The sequence below is a fragment of the Pseudomonas sp. RA_15y_Pfl1_P11 genome (assembly GCF_963970975.1).
Lineage (GTDB): Bacteria > Pseudomonadota > Gammaproteobacteria > Pseudomonadales > Pseudomonadaceae > Aquipseudomonas > Aquipseudomonas tritici.
On sequence record NZ_CAXAOY010000001.1, the window covers coordinates 309,888 to 330,663 of the forward strand.

The 20,776-nt window shown below is 59.3% G+C and carries 22 protein-coding genes and 1 pseudogene; 17 read left to right on the plus strand and 6 right to left on the minus strand.

The window, feature by feature from the left end; translation table 11 throughout:
* Window positions 1-73 precede the first annotated feature (73 nt).
* Genes ccmC through AACY44_RS01505 form a run of 8 tightly spaced genes read left to right on the plus strand, consistent with a single transcriptional unit; the run spans window position 74 to window position 6,041 of the window.
* Complete coding sequence (ccmC, locus tag AACY44_RS01470; protein ID WP_339529676.1) at window positions 74-829, plus strand: heme ABC transporter permease; 756 nt, start codon at window positions 74-76, stop codon at window positions 827-829.
* A complete protein-coding gene (ccmD, locus tag AACY44_RS01475) occupies window positions 826-1,002 on the plus strand; it encodes a heme exporter protein CcmD (RefSeq protein ID WP_049709263.1) in 177 nt (58 codons plus the stop codon). Before ccmC ends, ccmD begins: the two co-directional genes overlap by 4 nt.
* A complete protein-coding gene (ccmE, locus tag AACY44_RS01480) occupies window positions 999-1,454 on the plus strand; it encodes a cytochrome c maturation protein CcmE (RefSeq protein WP_339414717.1) in 456 nt (151 codons plus the stop codon). The genes ccmD and ccmE overlap by 4 nt, the downstream gene beginning before the upstream one ends.
* Before the next feature lie 3 nt (window positions 1,455-1,457).
* Complete coding sequence (locus tag AACY44_RS01485; RefSeq protein WP_339436665.1) at window positions 1,458-3,446, plus strand: heme lyase CcmF/NrfE family subunit; 1,989 nt, start codon at window positions 1,458-1,460, stop codon at window positions 3,444-3,446.
* Window positions 3,443-3,979, plus strand: a complete 537-nt coding sequence (locus AACY44_RS01490; RefSeq protein WP_339414715.1) for a DsbE family thiol:disulfide interchange protein — start codon at window positions 3,443-3,445, stop codon at window positions 3,977-3,979. Before AACY44_RS01485 ends, AACY44_RS01490 begins: the two co-directional genes overlap by 4 nt.
* Window positions 3,976-4,449, plus strand: coding sequence for a cytochrome c-type biogenesis protein (locus tag AACY44_RS01495; RefSeq protein ID WP_339529678.1), 474 nt, complete (start codon window positions 3,976-3,978; stop codon window positions 4,447-4,449). Before AACY44_RS01490 ends, AACY44_RS01495 begins: the two co-directional genes overlap by 4 nt.
* Window positions 4,442-5,629, plus strand: coding sequence for a c-type cytochrome biogenesis protein CcmI (gene ccmI, locus AACY44_RS01500; protein WP_339414713.1), 1,188 nt, complete (start codon window positions 4,442-4,444; stop codon window positions 5,627-5,629). The genes AACY44_RS01495 and ccmI overlap by 8 nt, the downstream gene beginning before the upstream one ends.
* A 16-nt stretch (window positions 5,630-5,645) precedes the next feature.
* Window positions 5,646-6,041, plus strand: a complete 396-nt coding sequence (locus AACY44_RS01505) for a hypothetical protein (RefSeq protein WP_339414712.1) — start codon at window positions 5,646-5,648, stop codon at window positions 6,039-6,041.
* A 175-nt stretch (window positions 6,042-6,216) separates the two neighbouring features.
* Here AACY44_RS01505 and AACY44_RS01510 read toward each other — a convergent pair whose 3' ends face one another.
* The gene (locus tag AACY44_RS01510) at window positions 6,217-6,495 is read right to left on the minus strand and encodes a DUF6124 family protein (protein ID WP_339414711.1); all 279 of its coding nucleotides are present in this window, start codon (window positions 6,493-6,495) and stop codon (window positions 6,217-6,219) included.
* Window positions 6,496-6,760: 265 nt separating this feature from the next.
* Between AACY44_RS01510 and phnN the strand changes: the two genes are divergently transcribed.
* A complete protein-coding gene (phnN, locus tag AACY44_RS01515) occupies window positions 6,761-7,333 on the plus strand; it encodes a phosphonate metabolism protein/1,5-bisphosphokinase (PRPP-forming) PhnN (RefSeq protein WP_339436666.1) in 573 nt (190 codons plus the stop codon).
* Window positions 7,334-7,404: 71 nt separating this feature from the next.
* Here the strand turns inward: phnN and AACY44_RS01520 are convergent, their stop codons facing one another.
* Complete coding sequence (locus tag AACY44_RS01520) at window positions 7,405-8,091, minus strand: ArsR/SmtB family transcription factor (protein WP_339414709.1); 687 nt, start codon at window positions 8,089-8,091, stop codon at window positions 7,405-7,407.
* 74 nt (window positions 8,092-8,165) lie between these two features.
* On the opposite strand from AACY44_RS01520, the gene AACY44_RS01525 reads away from it, so the two are divergent.
* The 6 genes and pseudogenes from AACY44_RS01525 (at window position 8,166) to AACY44_RS01550 (ending at window position 14,424) form a co-directional block, all read left to right on the plus strand.
* Window positions 8,166-9,287, plus strand: a complete 1,122-nt coding sequence (locus AACY44_RS01525) for a cytochrome P450 (protein WP_339529680.1) — start codon at window positions 8,166-8,168, stop codon at window positions 9,285-9,287.
* A gap of 112 nt (window positions 9,288-9,399) precedes the next feature.
* On the plus strand, window positions 9,400-9,588 hold the full coding sequence (locus tag AACY44_RS01530; protein WP_339414707.1) for a type II toxin-antitoxin system HicA family toxin: 189 nt from the start codon (window positions 9,400-9,402) through the stop codon (window positions 9,586-9,588).
* An 11-nt stretch (window positions 9,589-9,599) separates the two neighbouring features.
* Window positions 9,600-10,004 (plus strand): type II toxin-antitoxin system HicB family antitoxin, encoded by a 405-nt coding sequence (locus AACY44_RS01535; protein ID WP_339529682.1) that lies wholly within the window; start codon window positions 9,600-9,602, stop codon window positions 10,002-10,004.
* A 213-nt stretch (window positions 10,005-10,217) separates the two neighbouring features.
* Window positions 10,218-11,942, plus strand: a complete 1,725-nt coding sequence (locus AACY44_RS01540; protein ID WP_339529684.1) for a M10 family metallopeptidase C-terminal domain-containing protein — start codon at window positions 10,218-10,220, stop codon at window positions 11,940-11,942.
* 282 nt (window positions 11,943-12,224) lie between these two features.
* Window positions 12,225-12,706, plus strand: a pseudogene (locus AACY44_RS01545) (type II toxin-antitoxin system HicB family antitoxin).
* Between the two features lie 161 nt (window positions 12,707-12,867).
* Window positions 12,868-14,424: a M10 family metallopeptidase C-terminal domain-containing protein gene (locus AACY44_RS01550; RefSeq protein ID WP_339529686.1), complete on the plus strand. Its 1,557-nt coding sequence runs from the start codon at window positions 12,868-12,870 to the stop codon at window positions 14,422-14,424.
* Here the strand turns inward: AACY44_RS01550 and AACY44_RS01555 are convergent.
* Entirely contained in the window at window positions 14,387-15,583 is a 1,197-nt protein-coding gene (locus tag AACY44_RS01555; RefSeq protein WP_339414703.1) for an MFS transporter, read from the minus strand. The two genes, AACY44_RS01550 and AACY44_RS01555, sit on opposite strands and share 38 nt — an antisense overlap.
* Before the next feature lie 175 nt (window positions 15,584-15,758).
* Here AACY44_RS01555 and AACY44_RS01560 point away from each other — a divergent pair, with 175 nt between their 5' ends.
* Both AACY44_RS01560 and AACY44_RS01565 read left to right on the plus strand, forming a co-directional pair.
* Complete coding sequence (locus AACY44_RS01560) at window positions 15,759-16,373, plus strand: DUF5666 domain-containing protein (RefSeq protein ID WP_339436670.1); 615 nt, start codon at window positions 15,759-15,761, stop codon at window positions 16,371-16,373.
* A 125-nt stretch (window positions 16,374-16,498) separates the two neighbouring features.
* The gene (locus tag AACY44_RS01565; protein ID WP_339529688.1) at window positions 16,499-17,866 is read left to right on the plus strand and encodes a hypothetical protein; all 1,368 of its coding nucleotides are present in this window, start codon (window positions 16,499-16,501) and stop codon (window positions 17,864-17,866) included.
* 39 nt (window positions 17,867-17,905) lie between these two features.
* Here AACY44_RS01565 and AACY44_RS01570 read toward each other — a convergent pair whose 3' ends face one another.
* From AACY44_RS01570 to AACY44_RS01580, 3 genes are all read right to left on the minus strand, one after another.
* Complete coding sequence (locus AACY44_RS01570; protein WP_339436671.1) at window positions 17,906-18,910, minus strand: sulfate ABC transporter substrate-binding protein; 1,005 nt, start codon at window positions 18,908-18,910, stop codon at window positions 17,906-17,908.
* 105 nt (window positions 18,911-19,015) lie between these two features.
* Window positions 19,016-19,840 (minus strand): ion transporter, encoded by an 825-nt coding sequence (locus tag AACY44_RS01575; protein WP_339414699.1) that lies wholly within the window; start codon window positions 19,838-19,840, stop codon window positions 19,016-19,018.
* A gap of 31 nt (window positions 19,841-19,871) precedes the next feature.
* Complete coding sequence (locus AACY44_RS01580; RefSeq protein WP_339529690.1) at window positions 19,872-20,747, minus strand: urea transporter; 876 nt, start codon at window positions 20,745-20,747, stop codon at window positions 19,872-19,874.
* Window positions 20,748-20,776 lie beyond the last annotated feature (29 nt).

Here is a 20,776-nt window from a genome sequence, read left to right on the forward strand (position 1 = left end):
AACGCTATACGTTCAGTCAGTAAAGACCCTACGCTTCTTGTCACGACAAGAAGCAACCGTGATGGAAACAGCAATGAACTGGACCTGGTTTCATAAGCTCGGCTCGCCCAAATTCTTCTATGGCATCAGCGGCAAGCTGCTGCCGTGGTTGAGCATCGCCGCCGTGTTGCTGATCGGCATCGGCCTGGTCTGGGGCCTGGCCTTCGCGCCGCCGGACTATCAGCAAGGCAACAGCTTTCGCATCATCTATATCCACGTTCCCGCCGCGATGCTGGCCCAGTCCTGCTACGTGATGCTGGCGGTGTGCGGCATCGTCGGCCTGGTGTGGAAGATGAAGCTCGCAGACGTCGCGCTGCAATGCGCTGCCCCCATCGGCGCGTGGATGACCGCCGTGGCGCTGGTCACCGGCGCAATCTGGGGCAAGCCGACCTGGGGTTCTTGGTGGGTGTGGGATGCGCGACTAACGTCCATGCTGATTTTGCTGTTCCTGTACTTCGGTCTGATTGCCCTGGGCAACGCGATCAGCAATCGTGACAGCGCCGCCAAGGCCTGCGCGGTGTTGGCGATTGTTGGTGTGATCAACATCCCGATCATCAAATACTCGGTGGAGTGGTGGAACACCCTGCACCAGGGCGCCACCTTCACCCTCACCGAAAAACCGGCGATGCCTATGGAAATGTGGGCGCCGCTGCTGCTGATGGTGCTGGGGTTCTACTGTTTCTTCGGCTCCGTGCTGCTGATGCGCATGCGCCTAGAAGTGCTCAAGCGTGGAGCCCGCACCCATTGGGTCAAGGCCGAAGTGCAAAGCAGCCTGGGAGCGCGTGGATGAGTTTTGCTTCTTTCAGCGAGTTTATCGCCATGGGCCACCACGGCCTGTATGTCTGGACGGCCTATGGCATCTGCCTGGCAGTGCTGGCCCTCAACGTCGCCGCGCCGATCCTGGCCCGCAAGCGTTACCTGCAACAAGAGGCGCGTCGTCTGCGCCGGGAGACCGAAAAGTGAATCCGCTGCGTAGAAAGCGTCTGTTGATCATCCTTGCCATCCTCGCTGGCGTCGGCATTGCCGTGGCCCTGGCGTTGAGCGCTCTGCAGCAGAACATCAACCTGTTCTACACCCCGACCCAGATCGCCAACGGCGAAGCGCCTGTCGATATGCGCATCCGTGCTGGCGGCATGGTGGAGAAGGGCTCCTTGAAGCGTTCCGGCGATTCCCTGGACGTGACCTTCGTGGTCACCGACTTCAGCAAATCCGTGACCATCACCTACCGCGGCATCCTCCCGGACCTGTTCCGCGAAGGCCAGGGCATTGTCGCCCTGGGCAAGCTCAACGCCGACGGCGTGGTGGTGGCCGATGAAGTGCTGGCCAAACACGACGAAAAATACATGCCGCCAGAAGTCACCAAAGCGTTGAAAGACAGCGGCCAGTCCGCGCCAATGCCTGCCAAGGAGGGTTGAGCCATGACGTCCGCACTGTTTATTCCGGAACTGGGTCAGTTGGCGATGATCCTCGCCCTGTGCTTTGCCATCGTCCAGGCGGTGGTGCCATTGCTTGGCGCCTGGCGCGGTGACCGCCTGTGGATGAGCCTGGCGCAGCCGGCCGCCTGGGGCCAGTTCGCGTTCCTGCTGTTCGCGTTTGGCTGCCTGACCTACGCCTTCATGACCGACGACTTTTCCGTCGCCTATGTCGCCAATAACTCCAACAGCGCGCTGCCGTGGTACTACAAATTCAGCGCCGTGTGGGGCGCCCACGAAGGTTCGTTGCTGCTGTGGGCGTTGATCCTCGGCGGCTGGACCTTCGCCGTGTCGGTGTTCTCGCGCCAACTGCCGCAAGTGATGCTGGCGCGGGTGCTGGCGGTGATGGGCATGATCAGCATCGGTTTCCTGCTGTTCCTGATCATGACCTCCAACCCCTTCACGCGCATCTTGCCGCAGATCCCGGTGGACGGGCATGACCTCAACCCGCTGCTGCAAGACATCGGCCTGATCGTGCACCCGCCAATGCTTTACATGGGTTACGTGGGTTTCTCCGTGGCCTTCGCCTTCGCCATCGCCGCCTTGCTGGGCGGGCGTCTCGATGCAGCCTGGGCGCGCTGGTCGCGGCCGTGGACCATCGTCGCCTGGGCGTTTCTCGGCATCGGCATCACCCTCGGTTCGTGGTGGGCTTACTACGAACTTGGCTGGGGCGGCTGGTGGTTCTGGGACCCGGTGGAAAACGCCTCCTTCATGCCATGGCTGGTCGGCACGGCATTGATTCACTCGCTGGCCGTTACCGAAAAGCGTGGCGTGTTCAAGAGCTGGACCGTGTTGCTGGCCATCGCGGCGTTTTCCCTCAGCCTGCTCGGCACATTCCTTGTGCGTTCGGGCGTGCTGACGTCGGTGCACGCGTTTGCGTCCGACCCGGAGCGCGGCGTGTTCATCCTGATCTTCCTACTGTTTGTGGTGGGCGGCTCACTCACGCTGTTCGCCCTGCGCGCCCCGGTGGTCAAGAGCCAGGTCGGCTTCAACCTGTGGTCGCGGGAAACGCTGCTGCTGGGTAATAACCTGGTGCTGGTGGTGGCCGCGTCGATGATCCTGCTCGGCACTCTGTATCCGCTGGTGCTGGATGCCCTCAGTGGCGCCAAACTGTCGGTCGGCCCGCCGTACTTCAACGCGCTGTTCATCCCTTTGATGGGCCTGTTGATGGTGGTGATGGCGGTAGGCATGCTGGTGCGCTGGAAAGACACACCGGTGAAATGGCTGGCCGGCATGCTGATGCCAGTGTTGCTCGGCAGCGTGGCCTTGGCGGTGATCGCCGGCTTCGCTTATGGCGACTTCAACTGGGCAGTGCTCGCGACCTTCCTGCTCGCTGCCTGGGTATTGCTGGCCGGCGTGCGCGACATCTTCGACAAGACCCGCCACAAGGGCCTGCTCAAAGGCTTGCCGACGCTGACCCGCAGCTACTGGGGCATGCAGATCGCCCACATCGGTATCGCCGTCTGCGCCCTGGGCGTGGTGCTTTCCAGCCAGAACAGCGCCGAGCGCGACCTGCGCCTGGCGCCCGGTGAGTCGATGGACCTGGCCGGTTACCACTTCATCTTCGAAGGCGCCAAGCACTTTGAAGGCCCGAACTTCACGTCAGACAAAGGCACCGTGCGCGTCGTCCGCAACGGCAAGGAAATCGCCGTGCTGCACCCGGAAAAACGCCTGTACACCGTGCAGAGTTCGATGATGACCGAAGCCGGGATCGACGCCGGTTTCACCCGCGACCTCTATGTGGCACTGGGTGAACCGCTGGGCGAGGGTGCCTGGGCGGTGCGCGTGCATGTGAAACCGTTCGTGCGCTGGATCTGGTTCGGCGGTTTGCTCACCGGTTTCGGTGGTTTGCTCGCCGCGCTGGACCGGCGTTATCGGGTCAAGGTCAAGAGCCGGGTGCGTGAAGCGCTCGGCCTGCAAGGAGCGGCGGTATGAAGCGTTGGTTGATGGTTGTGCCGCTGGCTTTGTTTTTGGTGGTGGCGGTGTTCCTTTACCGTGGCTTGTACCTGGACCCGGCCGAGTTGCCCTCGGCAATGATCGGCAAACCGTTCCCCGCGTTCAGCCTGCCGACGGTGCAGGGCGACAAGACCCTGACCCAGGCCGACCTGCTGGGCAAACCGGCATTGGTCAACGTGTGGGGCACCTGGTGCATCTCGTGCCGCGTCGAACACCCGGTGCTGAACACTCTGGCCGAGAAGGGCGTGGTGATCTACGGCATCAACTACAAGGACGACAACGCAGCGGCCTTGAAGTGGCTGGCCGAGTTCCACAACCCGTACCAGTTGGATATCCGTGATGAAGACGGCAACCTCGGCCTGAACCTTGGCGTGTACGGTGCCCCGGAAACCTTCTTCATCGATGCCAAGGGCGTGATCCGCGACAAATACGTGGGTGTGATCGATGAGGTGGTCTGGCGCGAACAATTGGCCGCCAAGTACCAGGCGCTGGTCGATGAGGCCAAGCCATGAAGCGCTTGTTAGCCGCCGCTGTTCTGGCGCTGGGATTGGCTGGCGTGACCCACGCCGCCATCGACACCTACGAATTCGCCAACGACGCCGAGCGTGAGCGTTTCCGCGACCTCACCAAGGAACTGCGCTGCCCCAAATGCCAGAACCAGGACATCGCCGATTCCAACGCGCCCATCGCCACCGACCTGCGCAGAGAGATCTTCCGCATGCTGGGGGAGGGCAAGGACGACCAGCAGATCATCGACTTCATGGTCGACCGCTACGGTGATTTCGTGCGCTACAAACCGGCCCTTACCGGCAAGACCGCGTTGCTCTGGTTCGGCCCCGCCGGGCTGTTGCTGGCCGGCGTGGTGGTGATGGCCGTGATCGTGCGCCGCCGCCGCGCCGCGCCTACCGATGGTTCCGACGCGCTGTCCCCTGAAGAGCGTAAACGTCTCGACCACTTGCTGGACACCAAGACTGATGATTGATTTCTGGCTCGCAGCCGGCTTGCTGCTACTGATTGCCCTGAGTTTCCTGTTGATCCCTGTGTTGCGTGGCCGCCGTGCCCAGCGTGAAGAGGACCGCACCGCGCTGAACGTGGCGCTGTATCAGGAACGCGTCGCCGAGCTGCAAGTGCAGCAGGACGAAGGCGTGCTGAATGCCGCGCAACTCGACAGCGGCCGTGCCGAGGCTGCTCGCGAATTGTTGGCTGACACCGAAGGCGTGGAAAAACCTCGCGAATCGCGTTTGGGCAAACCTCTGCCATTTCTGGCGGCCTTTTTGGTGCCTGTCCTGGGCGTTGCGCTGTACCTGCATTATGGCGCGAGCGACAAGGTCGAGCTGACCCGCGAATTCTCCCAGCCGCCGGTGTCCATGGAAGACATGACCCAGCGCCTGGAGCGCGCCGCGGCCGCGCAGCCTGATTCGGCGCAAGGCCTGTATTTCCTCGGTCGCGCCTACATGGCTCAGGAGCGTTCCGCCGATGCCGCGAAAGTCTTCGAACGCACCGTGGCATTGGCCGGGCGCCAGCCGGAACTGCTCGGGCAGTGGGCTCAGGCCCAGTACTTTGCCGACAATAAACAGTGGTCGCCAAAGGTCCAGGCGCTAACTGACGAAGCGTTGAAGCTTGACCCGAAGGAAGTCACCAGCCTTGGCCTGCTGGGTATCGCGGCGTTTGAAGGCCAGCGTTATCAGGAAGCGATCGATTACTGGAACCGTCTGCTGGCGCAACTGCCGCCGGGAGACAATTCCCGTGCGGCGCTGCAAGGCGGCATTGACCGTGCGGCCGAGAAGCTGAAAGAGAGCGGCGGCACCGTCGCCCCTCAAAAATCCGTGATGAAAGTCCGGGTGGACGTGTCCGCCGAGGTGAAGGCCAAGGCGCTGCCAACCGACAGCGTATTCATCTTCGCCCGCGCCGTGAAAGGTCCGCCGGCACCGTTGGCAGCCAAGCGCGTCACCGTCGCCGAACTGCCGATCACCGTCGAACTGGGCGATGCCGACGCGATGATGCCGCAGTTGAAACTGTCGAACTTCCCTGAAGTCCAACTGGTTGCGCGCATATCCCGGGCAGGTCTTCCGACCGCTGGCGAGTGGATCGGCCGCAGCCAACCCCTGGCCAGCAGCACCACTGCGCTGCAGCAGCTGACCATCGACAGTCCGGATAAGTAAACTTGAGGAAACGCCTATGACCGCACTCGCACGCATCACCCTGCTCAGCCTGGTATTGGGCCTGAGCGCTTGCGCGGTCCACCGGCCACCTCCTGCGCCTACCGGCCCGACCATCCCATCGTCGGGCCCGTCTACCCAGCCAGGCACCAAACCTTCCGGTCCGGTGACCCCGCCGCCGAAGCCAGTGCCAACCCAATCGCCAACCTTCGCACCCCCTCCAGGCGCCGCCAGCCACTGGGACGGCAAGATGCAGGTGTATGTGCTGGAAGAGCAGCCCGACACCTTCTACCGCCAGCGCACGTATTACCGCTGGAGCAACGGCTGGAGCCGCTCCATCAGCCCGAACGGGCCGTGGGAAGAGACCGACGTGCAGGGCGTGCCGCCGGGGTTGAGCAAGCACTACGCGCAATGACAACAGGCGACCTTCGGGTCGCCTTTTTTTGATCGTTCCCACGCTCCGCGTGGTAGCGCATCCCGTGACGCTCTGCGTCACCTCGTGCAAGGCTCAAGCCCTACGCCAATTTAGGGACGCAGAGCATCCCAGGCGGCATTCCCACGCAGAGCATGGGAACAATCATTTCAGGCCGTCAGGCCACGGGACACTCCCGATTCAGCGCCTCATCCACCAACAACTGCGCGATCTCGATCATCTGCACCACCGCCAACACCTGTTTACGGCCCGAGCCATCCAAATGCTCGGCGCAGTCGTACGCACAGACAGTCGCCGATTCAAGCAGCTCGCTGGCATTGCTCAGGGCAGCTTCGGTGCTGAGGCCGGGGCGGACGATGAAGATTACGTTGGTGGCGTGTTTTTTTTGGGGGGCATCCGAAGTGGATGGCGCGGGGTTAGGCGTGACTTTTTTCATGACGAAGCTCCTATGAATGAGCACCTCCATCTCGCTACCACACCCGTTCGCTGATTTTGCAGCGCCCGGCGAAGAGAAGCGGCGAGGTTGATCGGACACAACCCGAAATCTGTGTAGGGCAGGTCCTAACGATGGCTCAGCGCTTCCATCTAGTGCGCTACTGTCATAACAACGAAATACCAGATGGCGAACGGGTCGCACTCGGGTAATGTGGCCCCGCCGGCCCACTGACCTGGGACCGGCGACCAGCAAAGAGGGTGTGTTGATGGCAGGCAGGTTGATCTATCTCATCGGACCATCGGGTTCGGGCAAGGACAGCCTGTTGGATGCCGCACGACCGCGTTTGGTCGAGCGCGGTTGCCGCATCGTGCGCCGCGTCATCACCCGTTCGGCGGAAGCGGTGGGCGAGGCCGCGCAAGGTGTTAGCCCGGCGCAATTTGCAGCGCTGGAAACGGCGGGCGCGTTTGCGTTGAGTTGGCAGGCGAATGGGTTGTGCTATGGCATTCCCAGGGAAATCGACGACTGGCTGGCCGCAGGCGAAGACGTACTGGTCAACGGCTCCCGTGCTCACTTGGCGCAAACCCGTGAGCGCTATCCCACCTTGCTGGTGTTGCTGCTGACGGTTGATCAAGCCATATTGCGCCAGCGGTTGGTCGCGCGGGGGCGTGAAGCTCTGGCAGATATCGAAGCGCGCCTGGCGCGCAATGCGCAATTCACTGCCGAACTGATTGCCGGCAATGGCCCAGGGTTGTTCGTGCTGGATAACTCCGGCCCGTTGGAGCATACGGTCGAGCGCTTGCTGTGCTGCCTGGATCATGGCCATTCGGCATGCGCATGACCGAGCTGGCTTGCCAGCGAAGATGTTGCTGATACATCGCTGGTAGTGACCCGACAGCCCGCTCACTACATTCAGGTTTCTATTCCGAATCGGCTAGCCAGTGCCTTTCGTCCCTTGGGCGTCAAGCCGAGTGCCCGGGTATCCAGGTCCTGTGTCACCCATTCCCGGCGGATCACGCTTTGCAGCAATGCCGCACCCAATGCTCCCGCCAAATGCGGACGGCGCATGCTCCAGTCCAGGCAGGCACAGGCAAAACGCCGGCGCTGTGAACGCAGTGCGGCGACATCCACCCCGAGGTCGATCATGGCTTTTTCACCTGTCAGGCTGAGCTGGTAAGTACCCTCGCCAATCAGCCAGCCCGCTGCGATGAAATGGTCATGCAGCTGCACCGCCAGCGTGCCGGCCATGTGGTCGTAACAGGTACGCGCGAACTGCAAGCGGGTGGGGGTGTTCGGCACAAAGGCGTTGGCACTGTGGCGGCTGATGACCATCAACCCTTCGATGGCCTGGGCGATGTGCGGGCCTGTCAGGCTGTAGTAACGGTGGCGCCCCTGGGTGTGCAACATGATCAGGCCCTGGTCCTTGAGCCTGGCCAAGTGGGCGCTGGCGGTGGAGGTACTCACTTCAGCGATCACCGCCATTTCGGTGCTGGTGCGCGCATGGCCGTCCATCAACGCGCAAAGCATTTTCGTACGCGCAGGTTCTGCAATCGCGCCGGCGATTTGCGAGAGGGCGGCGTCAGGGTCGTGGCCGTTCATATTTCGTTCCTGAGCGAATCGTTACCGTGCGGCGTGGCTGATAGTACCGGTTCTTTTAGAACAGGACCTGCCGAATGACACCGCTGCAAGCTGCGACCCATGCTGACCCTTATGATTACTACGCTCGCTTGCGGCGCAATGCCGGCCTGCTGTTCGATACCGACCTCGGGCTGTGGATAGCCAGTTGCGCGAAGACGGTCGAGGCCGTTTTGGCGCATCCTGACTGCTGCGTACGCCCGCTGCATGAGCCGGTTCCGGCCGCGATTGCACAACGAGTGGCGGGCCAGGTATTTGCTCGGCTGATGCGCATGAATGAAGGCGTGGCCCATCGCTGCCCAAGAGCGGTGATGGAGCCTGCGTTGGCCGCTTTGGATGCGCAACGTATAGCCCTCGACGTGGAGCAGCTCAGTGCCGGCGTGAACAATCTGGATGCGTGGATGTTCACCTTGCCGGTATCGGTGGTTGCACGTCTGCTGGGCTTGCCTGATGAGCAGTTGCAGATCGTTGCCGGCCTGACGCGGGACTTCGTGGCCTGCCTGTCGCCGTTGAGCAACGAAGCCCAACTGCGCAACGCCGATGCCGGGGCATCACAGCTGAGGCAGATGTTCAGCGGGGTGCTTGAGCAAACGGTGTTGTTGTCATCTATCCGCGCGGGCGATTGGAAAGACGCCGAGGTGATGTCTGCCAACCTGATTGGGTTGTTGTCGCAGACCTGTGAAGCAACCGCTGGCCTGATTGGTAATTCGCTGGTGTTACTTGCGCGACGACCTGACTTGGTTGAACGGGTTAAGCGTGAGCCCACAGTGGCGATCGCACTGGTGCAAGAAGTGGCGCGCTTCGACTCGCCCGTGCAGAACACGCGGCGATTCGTGGCACGGCGCTGCACGATTGGCCGTTGGGTACTGGAGGCGGGGGACACTGTTTTAGTCCTGTTGGCGTCCGCCAACCGCGACAGCGATGCACATTCGCAGCCCGATAGCTTTGTGCTTGAACGCCCGCAGCGACGGCTGTTCAGTTTTGGCTTGGGGCGCCACCAGTGCCCAGGCCAGACGCTCGCGCTGACTATTGCCGCGCAGGCCATTGTGCAATTGCTGCGTCGTCAGCCGGCCGTGCTCGAGCACGCTTGCCAGCAAGGCTACTGGCCGTCCCTCAATGGCCGTATCCCCAGGTTCAACGCCGCGCCGGTTCGCTCGTAAAGCTGGCTTTCAACATCCCGCAAAAAAACCGCCAGTCAGCCTTACGTATTTTGTGCTTGAGTAAAGATAACTCTAGGGTTATTTTTATTCGGGCCAAGCCAAGGAGGCTGAGGTGCAAAGCAGGTTATTGATCAAGGAACTGCAAGAGGCAGGTTGGGTGTTGGATCGGGTCACGGGCAGTCATCCTATTTTTACCCATCGCTATAACCCGTACACGATTCCAGTACCTCATCCGAAAAAGGACCTGCCGCTGGGCACCGTCACAAGCATCAGGAAACGCGCAGGCTTGTTTCAGTTTTAAGGAGAGCATTCATGCAATACCCAATCTGTATCGAATGGAACGATGACTTCACCGCCACCGGTATCCAGATCCCCGATATTCCAGGTGCATTCACCGCCGGGGACAGTTTTGAAGAGGCCTACAACGCCGCTGTGGAAGTCGCCCACATCCTGTTGCAGGAGATCGCCGCAGAGGGCGGGCCGATACCGATGCCAACGTCGGTGACCAACTATCACGCGCACGACGACTACGCGGGAATGGGCTGGGGGATGTTGGAGTTGGACATCTCGCCCTATCTGGGCAAGACCGAGAAGGTCAATGTGACCTTGCCCGGATACGTCATTCAACGCATCGATCGTTATGTGCGTGAGCACAAGGTTAAAAGCCGCTCGTCATTTCTGGCGGATGCGGCGTTGGAGAAGTTAGTGCGTTCATAAAACGAAAATATAGTCGAGCTTTATGGTTTAGTGTGAGGGGTTGTTAGTTTTTTTTAGGCCGTACTTTCAGCGTTTCAATTGGTATGAAACCAGTGCTTGTTTGGTGTTTTTTTGTGTGCGATTTTGCTCTGGCATGCACTGCTTACTCAGTCGTAATTCAGGTGCGTAGTGTAAGTAATTATGTCAGGCCTTATAAAAGCTAGAGAGCTGCCCATGAAGACGCCAAGTATTTCCACCGTTCCGTACAATGCCAGCGCTTTAGAATTTCACGCTATTAATCCAGGCGCTAACAAACCTTCCTATGCGACGGATAAAGCGGCGAAACATCTTACACGTGGCGGTTATATATGGAGGGGTCGAAATAAAGACAAGAAAGTAGACCTTTCCTATACCTTGGATCCAAAGTTCACCCCTGATCAGAAGCGACGAATCCGGGAGGACATTCACTCTTGGGCAGAGGTGACCAACGTGAACTTTGTAGAAAATACCAAGGGGCTTGATGGTTCCCTCCATATCTCAGCCATACCTGGATACGCCGGCGGCGTCGCGAGCCTGCCCAATGAGTACATGAGGAGCGGCACGGTCAACGTTGGTACTGGCGGAGCTGATGGAAAGCTGGAACATGGGACCGTGTTTGACAGTGTGGTTGTCCATGAAATTGGTCATGCTATCGGTCTGGAGCATCCTCACGGAGCGGGACCGCGTTATCGGGAGGACTCAACCGCTTATACCGCCATGAGCTACCACGATGCTTCTTTTGGCGATCATCCTTACAAAGGGAAAAAAATCTCGGCCCCCATGATGCATGATATTGCTGCGGTACAAAAATTGTACGGTGCGAATACCAACACTCGAAAAAACAACACTACCTACGGCTTCAATTCCAATGCCGGTCGAGACTTCTACAGCCTCAACAGCGCTAAAGACAAACCTGTTTTCTGTGTATGGGACGCTGGCGGGGTTGATACCCTGGACTTTTCCGCTTTTCACCAGCAACAGAAAATCAATCTGAATGCCGAATCGTTTTCGGATGTGGGAGGCATGAAGAACAACGTCTCCATCGCAAAAGGTGTGAGGCTGGAAAACGCTGTTGGTGGCTCTGGTAATGACACATTGATCGGAAATCAGGTAGGCAATCGCCTCAAGGGTGGGGCCGGAGCGGACAAGCTTGAGGGCGGCGGCGGGGCGGATATCTTTGCCTATGACAGCGTGGCAGATTCCACGGCTGAGTCCTCTGATTGGATTCTGGATTTTGTCAGTGGCACTGACAGAATCGACATATCCAAACCATTGAGGCGTGCTGCTGTGAAGATTCTGTGGATTGTTGACCAATTCAGTGGCCAGGCTGGCGAGGCAGTATTAAGCCACAATGCCAGCACTGGTCAGGGAAGCCTGGCTCTTGATCTGACAGGTAATGGCAAATCCGATTTTCTGGTGAAAAGTAATGGAAAAATTCACTACAAGGACCTGATGGTCAACCCCGAGCCATCCACTTCAATTCAGCATGAACCCGATTTGACGACAGTTCCAGAACCTGATCCAAAGCCAAAGCCAGATCCGCCAAGAACGAGAAGAGATGACAAAACAAAAGACGATAGGGGTGGCAAGACGTTCACGTATGATTCTACTTCTAAATCGAACTGTCAAAAAATCAATCGCTTAAAGAACTTCACAAGTGGCAAGGATAAAATTGATTTAACCAAGGTGGTTGAAAAGTCGGGTGTTTCGCTGACGCAGGTAGATAAGTTTACAGGGAGAGCTGGTGAGACGGTCATCATGAAATCAAACTGTGATGGCCGGTACTGGGTGGACGTTGACTTGGATGGAGATAAATGCAGTGATTTTATTGTCAATAGCCCTCACGTAATACGGGGTGGAGATATTGTAGGTATGAAGTTGAACCGAAAGTATGATCGGCAGTTATCCGAGCGTACTTGATGTTATTGCAACGAAGCGCACTGATTCAATACTCGGTCGATTTCCAGGGACTGATGCCTCATAAAGCCGTCCGCCATTTCTGGCAGACGGGCTTTGACAGGTAGTCAGGCGCGTCAGGCAGTCGCCACCGAGGCCTCCCAAGAAGGACCTGCCGCTGGGCACCTTCAGAAGCATCAGGAAACGCGCCGGCCTGTTTGAGTTTTAAGGAGAATATTCATGCAGTAACCAATCTGTATCGAATGGGGCGATGACTTTACCGCCACCGGTATCCAGATCCCCGATATCTCGGGCGCAGTCACCGCCGGGGACAGTTTTGAAGAGGCCTACAACGCCGCTGTGGAAGTCGCCCACATCCTGTTGCAGGAGATCGCCGCAGAGGGCGGGCCGATACCGATGCCAACGTCGGTGGCCAACTATCACGCGCACGACGACTACGCGGGAATGGGCTGGGGATGCTGGAGTTGGACATCTCGCCCTATCTGGGCAAGACCGAGAAGGTCAATGTGACTTTGCCAGGTTATGTCATCCAGCGCATCGACCGGTATGTGCGTGAGCATAAGGTCAAGAGTCGTTCTTCCTTCCTGGCAGATGCTGCGCTTGAGAAGCTGGTGCGGTCCTGCGGAAGGGTTAATGGATGTGTCCTGAGCGCTGGAAAAACGGCGTACTTGAGCAAGCATTGCTTGTTTAGATTTTGTTTTTCTCTTGCAAAAACAACTCGATATCGCCCGGGCATTTGTGTTGTTGAGTGTTTAATTTGCAAATGAATTCTTGGTTGTTTCGCCCCGTATTTCGAGGCGCGCAAGTGTTGCGATTAGAACCAAATCTGCGTTGGTATCAGATTTTTCAACGTGCGAATTTACCTCTGGAGTGGTTGGCCGACGATCCGTTGGCCGGCCCTATTTATTAAAACCAAAGGCGCCGCACAATGAACAATTATGACCTGCGTAGTGTTATTCCTCTTCACAACCTACCAGTATCGGACCTCGGCCCGTTTGGTGCGAGGGCTGGCAACAAGCCGTCTTACGCCACGGACCAGGCAGCCAAACACATCACACGGGACAACCTGCGATTTCATGACCGTAATGGCGACTCGAAGGTCGACGTGAATTACACGGTGGACAACAGTTTCACTAAACCACAGCAGCAACGCGTCCGCCAGGCGGTGCAGTCCTGGCAGGACGTAGCCAATATCAATTTTCGCGAGCAGTCAGACAACTCGGACGGCACGCTCAATATCCGCAATAACCCTCGCGGTGATCGCGGGGTTGCCACATTTCCCGGTCGCTCCACTTCCAACACATCTGCCACGATCGGCACGCTTAGAGAGAGCGGGTCACCGGCATTGGGCAGTCACTTTTCCGTCACTGCGATCCATGAGGTGGGCCACGCCATCGGCCTGCACCATCCGGGGAACTACAACGGTGGTGGCTCCAATTACCAGAACGGCGCGGTCTACGCCGAGGACACAAAGGCGCGCACGGTGATGAGTTATTGGTCGGAGAAGAATCAGAAGGGGCACGACTTCAAGGGGCAGAACCCCTCTGCGCCGATGATGGACGATATCGCGGCGGCGCAACGCTTGTACGGGGCCAACCACCAAACCCGTAACACCGACACCACCTATGGCTTCAATTCCAATACCGAGCGGGAGGCGATGAGTCTCAATAAGGCCACGGACAAACCCGTGTTCTGTGTCTGGGACGGTGGTGGTGTCGACACGCTGGATTTCTCCGGGTTTTCTCAGGACCAGAACATCAACCTGAATGCCGAATCGTTTTCTGACGTAGGCGGGTTGAAGGGCAATGTGTCCATTGCCAAGGGCTGCACGATTGAACACGCGATTGGCGGCTCTGGCCGGGACACGATATCGGGGAATGAAGCCGGTAATCGGCTCAAGGGGGGTGGGAAGGGCGACACCCTGAGAGGCGGTGCCGGCGCAGACACCTTTGTCTACGACAAGGCCGGCGACTCCACGCCATCCGACCCTGACATGATCGAGGACTTCACCAGCGGCACCGATAAGATCGACGTTTCGGGCGCCATGAAGGACGCGGGTGTGGGGGCCCTGGTTTTTACTGACCGTTTCACCGGGCGAGCGGGTGAGGCGATGCTCAAGCATGACCCCAGTACGGGCCTCTCAAGCCTGGCTATTGACCTGAAAGGCACGGGCAACGCGGACCTGGTAGTCAAGAGCAAAGGGGAGATCAAGTCAGCCGACGTGCAGGGGGGCGGCGAGACACCTAAAGTCCAGCCTACGCCTATGCCTACGCCTGCCCCTGCACCCGCCCCCGCCCCGTTGCAGGATAAGACACTGGAAGGCGCCGCCGGCTTGATCCAAATGTTTGCCATCACCCTGTTAGCGTTTTTCTCGCAGTTGATTAAGCCTGATAACGTCGCCGTCCGGCCAGGCATCCGCGGGGAAAAACCAGCCTTGAACCCGTCACTCAAGCGGTGGCGGCCATGGCCTGACGCGAAGCGCTGAGGAACCGCAACAGCGCCAGCAGCGGAAACGCGCTGCCCACCAGCATCACGCCCAGCCAGCCGCCGTGTTCATACACGCTGCTGGCAATCGCCGAGCCGAAGGCGCCGCCGATGAAGATGCTGGTCATGTACAGCGCGTTCAGTCGGCTGCGGCTGTTGGCGTCGAGGGCGTAGATGGCGCGTTGGCCAAGCACCATGTTCATCTGCACGCAGAAGTCCAGGACCACGCCGGTCACGGCCAGGCCGATGACGCTGTACAACGGATGTACGAAGGCTGGCAGGAAGCTCAGCGCGGCCAATAGCATGGCCAGCAACGAAGCACGGTGGGTATGGCCGGCGTCGGCCAGGCGACCTGCGATAGGCGCGGCGATGGCACCCAGGGCACCGACCAAGGCAAACAGCGCGATTTCACTTTGGCTCAGGCCGTGGTTGCGTGCCAGCTCCAGTGGGGCGGCGGTCCAGAACAGGCTGAAGGTGGCGAACATGCAGCCCTGGTAGAACGCCCGTTGGCGCAGTACCGGTTGCTGACGCAGCAAGGTGCCCAAAGAACCCAGCAATTGGCCATAGCTGGCGGAGTGATCCGGCTGACGTTTAGGAATGGTCAGCATCAGCACCACGCTGATAAATGCCATCAACGCGGCCGCCGCCATGAACATTGCGCGCCAGCCAAAGTGATCCGCGACCACGCTGGACACCGGTCGGGCCAGCAGGATACCCAGCAACAGGCCACCCATGATGCTGCCGACTACACGGCCACGGGACTCGGCGGGCGCCAGGTGCGCGGCCAGCGGGATCAGGATCTGCACCGACACCGAACTGAAGCCGATCAGCAGCGACACCAGCAAAAACAGGTTGGGTTGTTCGGTGTACGCTGCCCCCAGCAGGCTGGCGATAGCGAGCACAGTAGTGGCGATCATCAGCTTGCGGTTTTCCAGCAGGTCGCCCAGGGGCACCAGGAAAAACAAGCCAAGGGCGTAGCCGATTTGCGTCAGCGATACGATCAGGCTGGCCATGGCAGGCGTGAGGCCGATGTCCGGCGCGATCAGTTCGATGATCGGTTGCGCGTAGTAGATGTTGGCGACGATGGCGCCGCAGCAAAACGCAAACAGCATCACCATGCTCCGGGTCATGGTGCTTGTAGCGTGGGAAGTAGCGTTCATGGTGTTCTCATAACAGCGAAGGAAGTGGAGCGAGCCTAAAGACAACACCGTAGCCTGGGTAGGCTGGTGGCAGTGATAACACTCATGCTCGGTAATGATGAGTGAATCGTTAACTTTCTGTGCGAAGGGGAATGATACATTCAGAAACAACCGCCGAAACAGGAAATCCATTGCGATGAAGATCACGTTGAACAAGATGCTCCTGGCTTCCACGCTGGCCGCCGCTATGGCCGTAGGGCTGGCCCAGGCTGCCGAGGCCCCGCGCGTGGGCGTGCGCGGCGCCATCACCGCCATAGACGGCGATACGATGCACGTCAAGGTCAATAGCGGCGAAGACGTCACGGTGCATTTGACACAGGCCACTCAAGTACGCGCAGTCACCCTGGCCAGGATCGACGAGATCAAGCCTGGCAGTTACATCGGTTCGGCGGCCATGCCCAATGCTGATGGCACGTTGACTGCGCTTGAAGTGCATGTGTTCCCACCGGCCATGGCCGGTACGGGCGACGGGCACCGCGCGTTTGATTTGAAAGAAGGCAGCAGCATGACCAACGGCACCGTTGGCGACTTGGTGGTCAGCAACGGCCGTACCCTGACCGTGAAGTACAAAGGCGGCGAGAAGAAGATCGTGGTGCCGGAGGGGGTGCCGATCGTCAACCTGGAAGCCGGCGATCGCAGCTTGCTCAAGGCGGGGGTGAAGGTGGTGTTGTTTGCGGCGCAGGGGGCGGATGGGACGGTCACTGCCCAGGCCATCTCGGCCGGCAAAGATGGCGTAACACCCCCTATGTAGTTGGCTTTTTCATATAGGCTGGTTCCGACGCAGTTACAGGACTTGTCTGGCAAGGCCGCAGGGGCTGCCTGTCGTAGATTCGACGCATGCACGCTCGCAGGCTGAATCAAGACAGGAACCTCACTATGCGGATTATCCAGATGTTGATGCTTTGCCTGCTCATACCGGTCATCACAGTCGCCGCTGAAAAACAGCTCGAAACGATCACTCACACGGTTTACGTCGAGCGGATGGCCGCGGCTACCGCATCCGCCTGGCCGAGGCTGGCGACAATGGAGCGCCTGAAAGGCCAGACCGGATTTTATGCCCAAGCGCAGATTCTGGTGTACGACGGCGTTTCGGCCTGGTTGATCGATGCAAACGGTTATCGGGCGATTGCGGCGGGACCTGTACACGCGCTTGGTTTTTCGTCGGATTACAAATCCTTCAAGGAACTGCTGTGGGAAGGGCAACCCACCGTCTATATGGGCCTGGGTCAAACCTTGCCGGAGGTTGAAGCGCGCAACATACTCAACAACCCCGGCGCAGTACCAGCATTGTTTGCACTGGCAACCCATGAAGCCTTTCATTTCTTTGGTCAGGCCGGTTGGCAATTGATTTCGGGCTCGCGCGCCGGGCGCTATCCTCTTCAGGCCCAGCCCAGGCAGTACCGGCAACACGTGATCAACGCCTTACATGCGTCGCTGCAAGGTGATCCCCAGGCGTTGGGCAAGGCGCGCTATTGGCATAACCGTTGGCAGACCGAGTTTGCCCTGGAGGCTCAGGAAATTCGCTACTACGACATTCTCGAAGGCACCGCCGAATACATAGAAGGGCTTGCTCGGACTTTTGCGAGTGTTGCTGCAGATGAGCCTGAGGCCTGGGCGCAAGGCGTGATGGCACGCTTCCCGAGCGCTGCAGCCTTGTCTCTGGATGGCGAAAGCTACGCGTTGGGCGCATTGGCCATTTATATCCTGGACCGTCTGGACGCCAATGGGTGGCAGTCAATCATCGAGGGGCAAACTCCCGTCCAACGTTTGCTGGCGAACGTGAGGCAGAGCGTCGATGTGCCGGATGCAGCGCTGAATCGACGGATCGCCGAGGAGATCAGCGAGCGCAATCGGCACCTGGCGCAGGTCATTGATCCTGTCATTGCACAGTTGAAGCACCCCGACACGGTACGCCTCATGGTCCCCATGAGCGCTGTGGCCGGGTCTATCAGCATGAGCGGCAGCTATCAGGTTGAAGAGGCGCCCGACGAGATGCTCGTGGATTTCTCGGCACAGTTCTCACCATCAAAAGGTCGTGTCACGTTTGATCGTGCCACGGTAGCACTGGCCGTCAGCGAGGCCTGCGGTGAGAAGAGTGGCTTTGTGGTGGTGCCCATCACCGCGAGTGAGTTCCCAAATGGTCCGGCCGGGCGACTGCGGTTGAAGGGGGCTGGGTTTGAAGTCGATGCGCCGTTTCCCAGGAAGAGTACAGGCAGTGAGGGTGTGTGGTGTATCCCTGCATAAAGCAAAAGCCCCTGAAATCAGGGGCTCTTGAGCCAGGGCTTATTGACCGGAATATATCTGGTCAAACACCCCACCATCATTAAAGTGAGTCTTCTGCACGGTGCGCCAGTCACCAAAGGTCTTCTCCACCGACAGGAAGTCAACTGTCGGGAAGCGGTCGGTGTATTTGGCCAGCACTTTCGGATCACGTGGGCGCAGGTAGTTGTTCGCCGCGATTTCCTGGCCTTCCGGCGACCACAGGTACTTCAAGTAGTCTTCGGCCGCCACGCGGGTGCCTTTCTTCTCGACCACCTTGTCGACCACCGACACCGGCGGCTCAGCTTCGGCAGAGACGCTTGGGTAGATCACTTCGAACTGATCACGGCCGAATTCACGGGCGATCATTTCAGCTTCGTTCTCGAAGGTCACCAGCACGTCGCCGATCTGGTTGGTCATGAAGGTCGTGGTAGCAGCACGGCCCCCGGTGTCCAGCACAGGCGCCTGTTTGAACAGTTTGCCGACGAAGGCCTTGGCCTTCTCTTCATCACCGCCGTTTTTCAGCACATAACTCCAGGCCGACAGATAGGTGTAGCGGCCGTTACCCGAGGTTTTCGGGTTGGGCACGATCACTTGCACGCCGTCCTTGAGCAGGTCCGGCCAGTCTTTCAGGGCTTTTGGGTTGCCTTTGCGCACGATGAATACAGTGGCGGAGGTGAACGGTGCGCTGTTGTTCGGCAGGCGGGTGACCCAGTTGTCCGGCACCCATTTGCCGTTGTCTGCCAGTGCGTTGATGTCGGTGGCCATGTTCATGGTGATTACGTCAGCCGGCAGGCCGTCGATGACCGAGCGCGCTTGTTTGCTGGAACCGCCGAAGGACATCTGCAGGGTCAGCTTGTCGTTTGGGTGCTCGGCTTCCCAATGTTTCTGAAAGGCGGCGTTGTAGTCCTTGTAGAAATCGCGCATCACGTCGTAGGAGACATTGAGCAGTGTGACCGGGGCAGCCTGTGCGGCGCCCGCCAGGACAAGGCCGGCGGCCAGAAGAGAGGCGCTAACGAGTTTTTTCACTGCTCATTCCTTGTTGTTCGAGAAGGTTGCTGTGTGCGTGAGGGCATTTTGCCAGTGACTATAGCTGGCGTCGCATAGACGTTTAAAGATTAAAACGCACTTTGCTTATTCCACTTTACGAAAAAGATGACTCCCACACCGCGAGCAGAACGCGGCGTTGGGCTCATGGCTGTCTTTCTTGCACACCGGGCAGTCGGTCTGCAGCTGTTCGCCGCGCATGGCACTCGCCAGTTCGGCGGTGAAAATACCCGTGGGCACGGCGATGATCGAATAACCGGTGATCATCACCAGCGACGAAATCACCTGGCCCAGCGGCGTCGTCGGCACGATATCGCCAAAGCCCACGGTGGTCAGCGTCACGATGGCCCAGTAGATACCCTTGGGGATGCTGGTAAAGCCGTGTTCCGGACCTTCGATCACATACATCAAGGTGCCGAATACCGTGACCAGCGTGCACACGCTCACCAGGAACACCACGATCTTCTGCTTGCTGCCGCGCAGCGCCGCCATCAAGTAATTGGCCTGCTTGAGGTACGGGCTGAGCTTGAACACGCGGAAAATCCGCAGCATCCGGATGATGCGGATGATCAGCAGGTACTGCGCGTCGCTGTAATAGAGCGCGAGGATGCCGGGCACGATGGCCAGCAGGTCCACCAGCCCATAAAAGCTAAAGGCATAGCGCAAGGGTTTGGGCGAGCAATACAGCCGCAGCCCGTACTCGATCAGGAAGATGAGGGTAAACCCCCACTCGATATAGGCCAGCACGTCAGCGTAGTTCTGGTGGATCTGGTCGATGCTGTCGAGCATCACGATCACCAGGCTGGCGAGTATGACCAGCAGCAGAATGCCGTCAAAAAGCCGCCCGGCCTTGGTGTCACTTTGAAAAATTATGACGTAGAGCCGCTCGCGCCATTCGTTGTTGCTGTCCATAAATCCCGCCTGAAACTGATATTGGGCAAGCCTAGGGTGATTCGAAGGGACTGTCCATGCGGGGTTTGCGCAGCACGCGACCGCCTGCGCGCACCAGCCAGCAAGCAAGGATGAAGGGCGCGGTCAATGTGGGCAGGTGCAGGGCGGCAAAGCCCGGCGTGAGGAGGATCGCCAGCACGATGCCGAGCAGCGGCAGCCAGGGTTGGCGGCGCACTTGGCTCAGCGCCAGCGCTGCCAGCGCAGGGTTGTAGCTGTGCAGGCCGAGGAGGGCGTTGGCGTGTTCGTCCAGCCAAAGCGCAATCAGCACGCCGACACTGGCGCCAATCAAGGCCCACACGGCGGCGCGGCGGTTGGCCAGCCACAGGCCCAGCGCAATCAGGCCCCCGGCGATGGGTTGGTCCAGCAGCACGATTTGGGCGAGCCCGATAAAAGGTGCCGTGAGGATGTTCAAGGTGTCGGGTTCGCTCAGGGTAAACGTACTCTCCTGGACCGTGCCCAGTAGCAGCCAACCCAGTACCACAAAAGGCGCGGTATATGCGGGCAAGTCATCGGGCTGGCTGGCGCGCTTCAACCATTGCCGGGTCAGGATCGCACTCAAGCCACCGCACGCCAGGATCAACGGCGGCAACAAGGCCGACGAGGCGAGGTCATGGCTGATCAACACGCCCAGCAACACGCCGTTGTAGCTATAAAGGCCGGCCTGGCGCTCAGCCTTGGGATAGCCGCGGCGCTGAGCCGTGAGCAATCCCGCCACACCACCCAGCAACGCCCCGCCGAACAAGGCCGGCGCGCCGATCAGGATGGCCAGCAGGCACAGCAGGCCACACAGCGGCTGGCGCAGCAGGAAGATCTGGCTGAAACCGTTGAGCAGGGCTTCGGCCCAGTCTGGGCAGGTTTGGTTGTGCATTTGGTTAAGTCAGTTAGACCGAGTTGCCC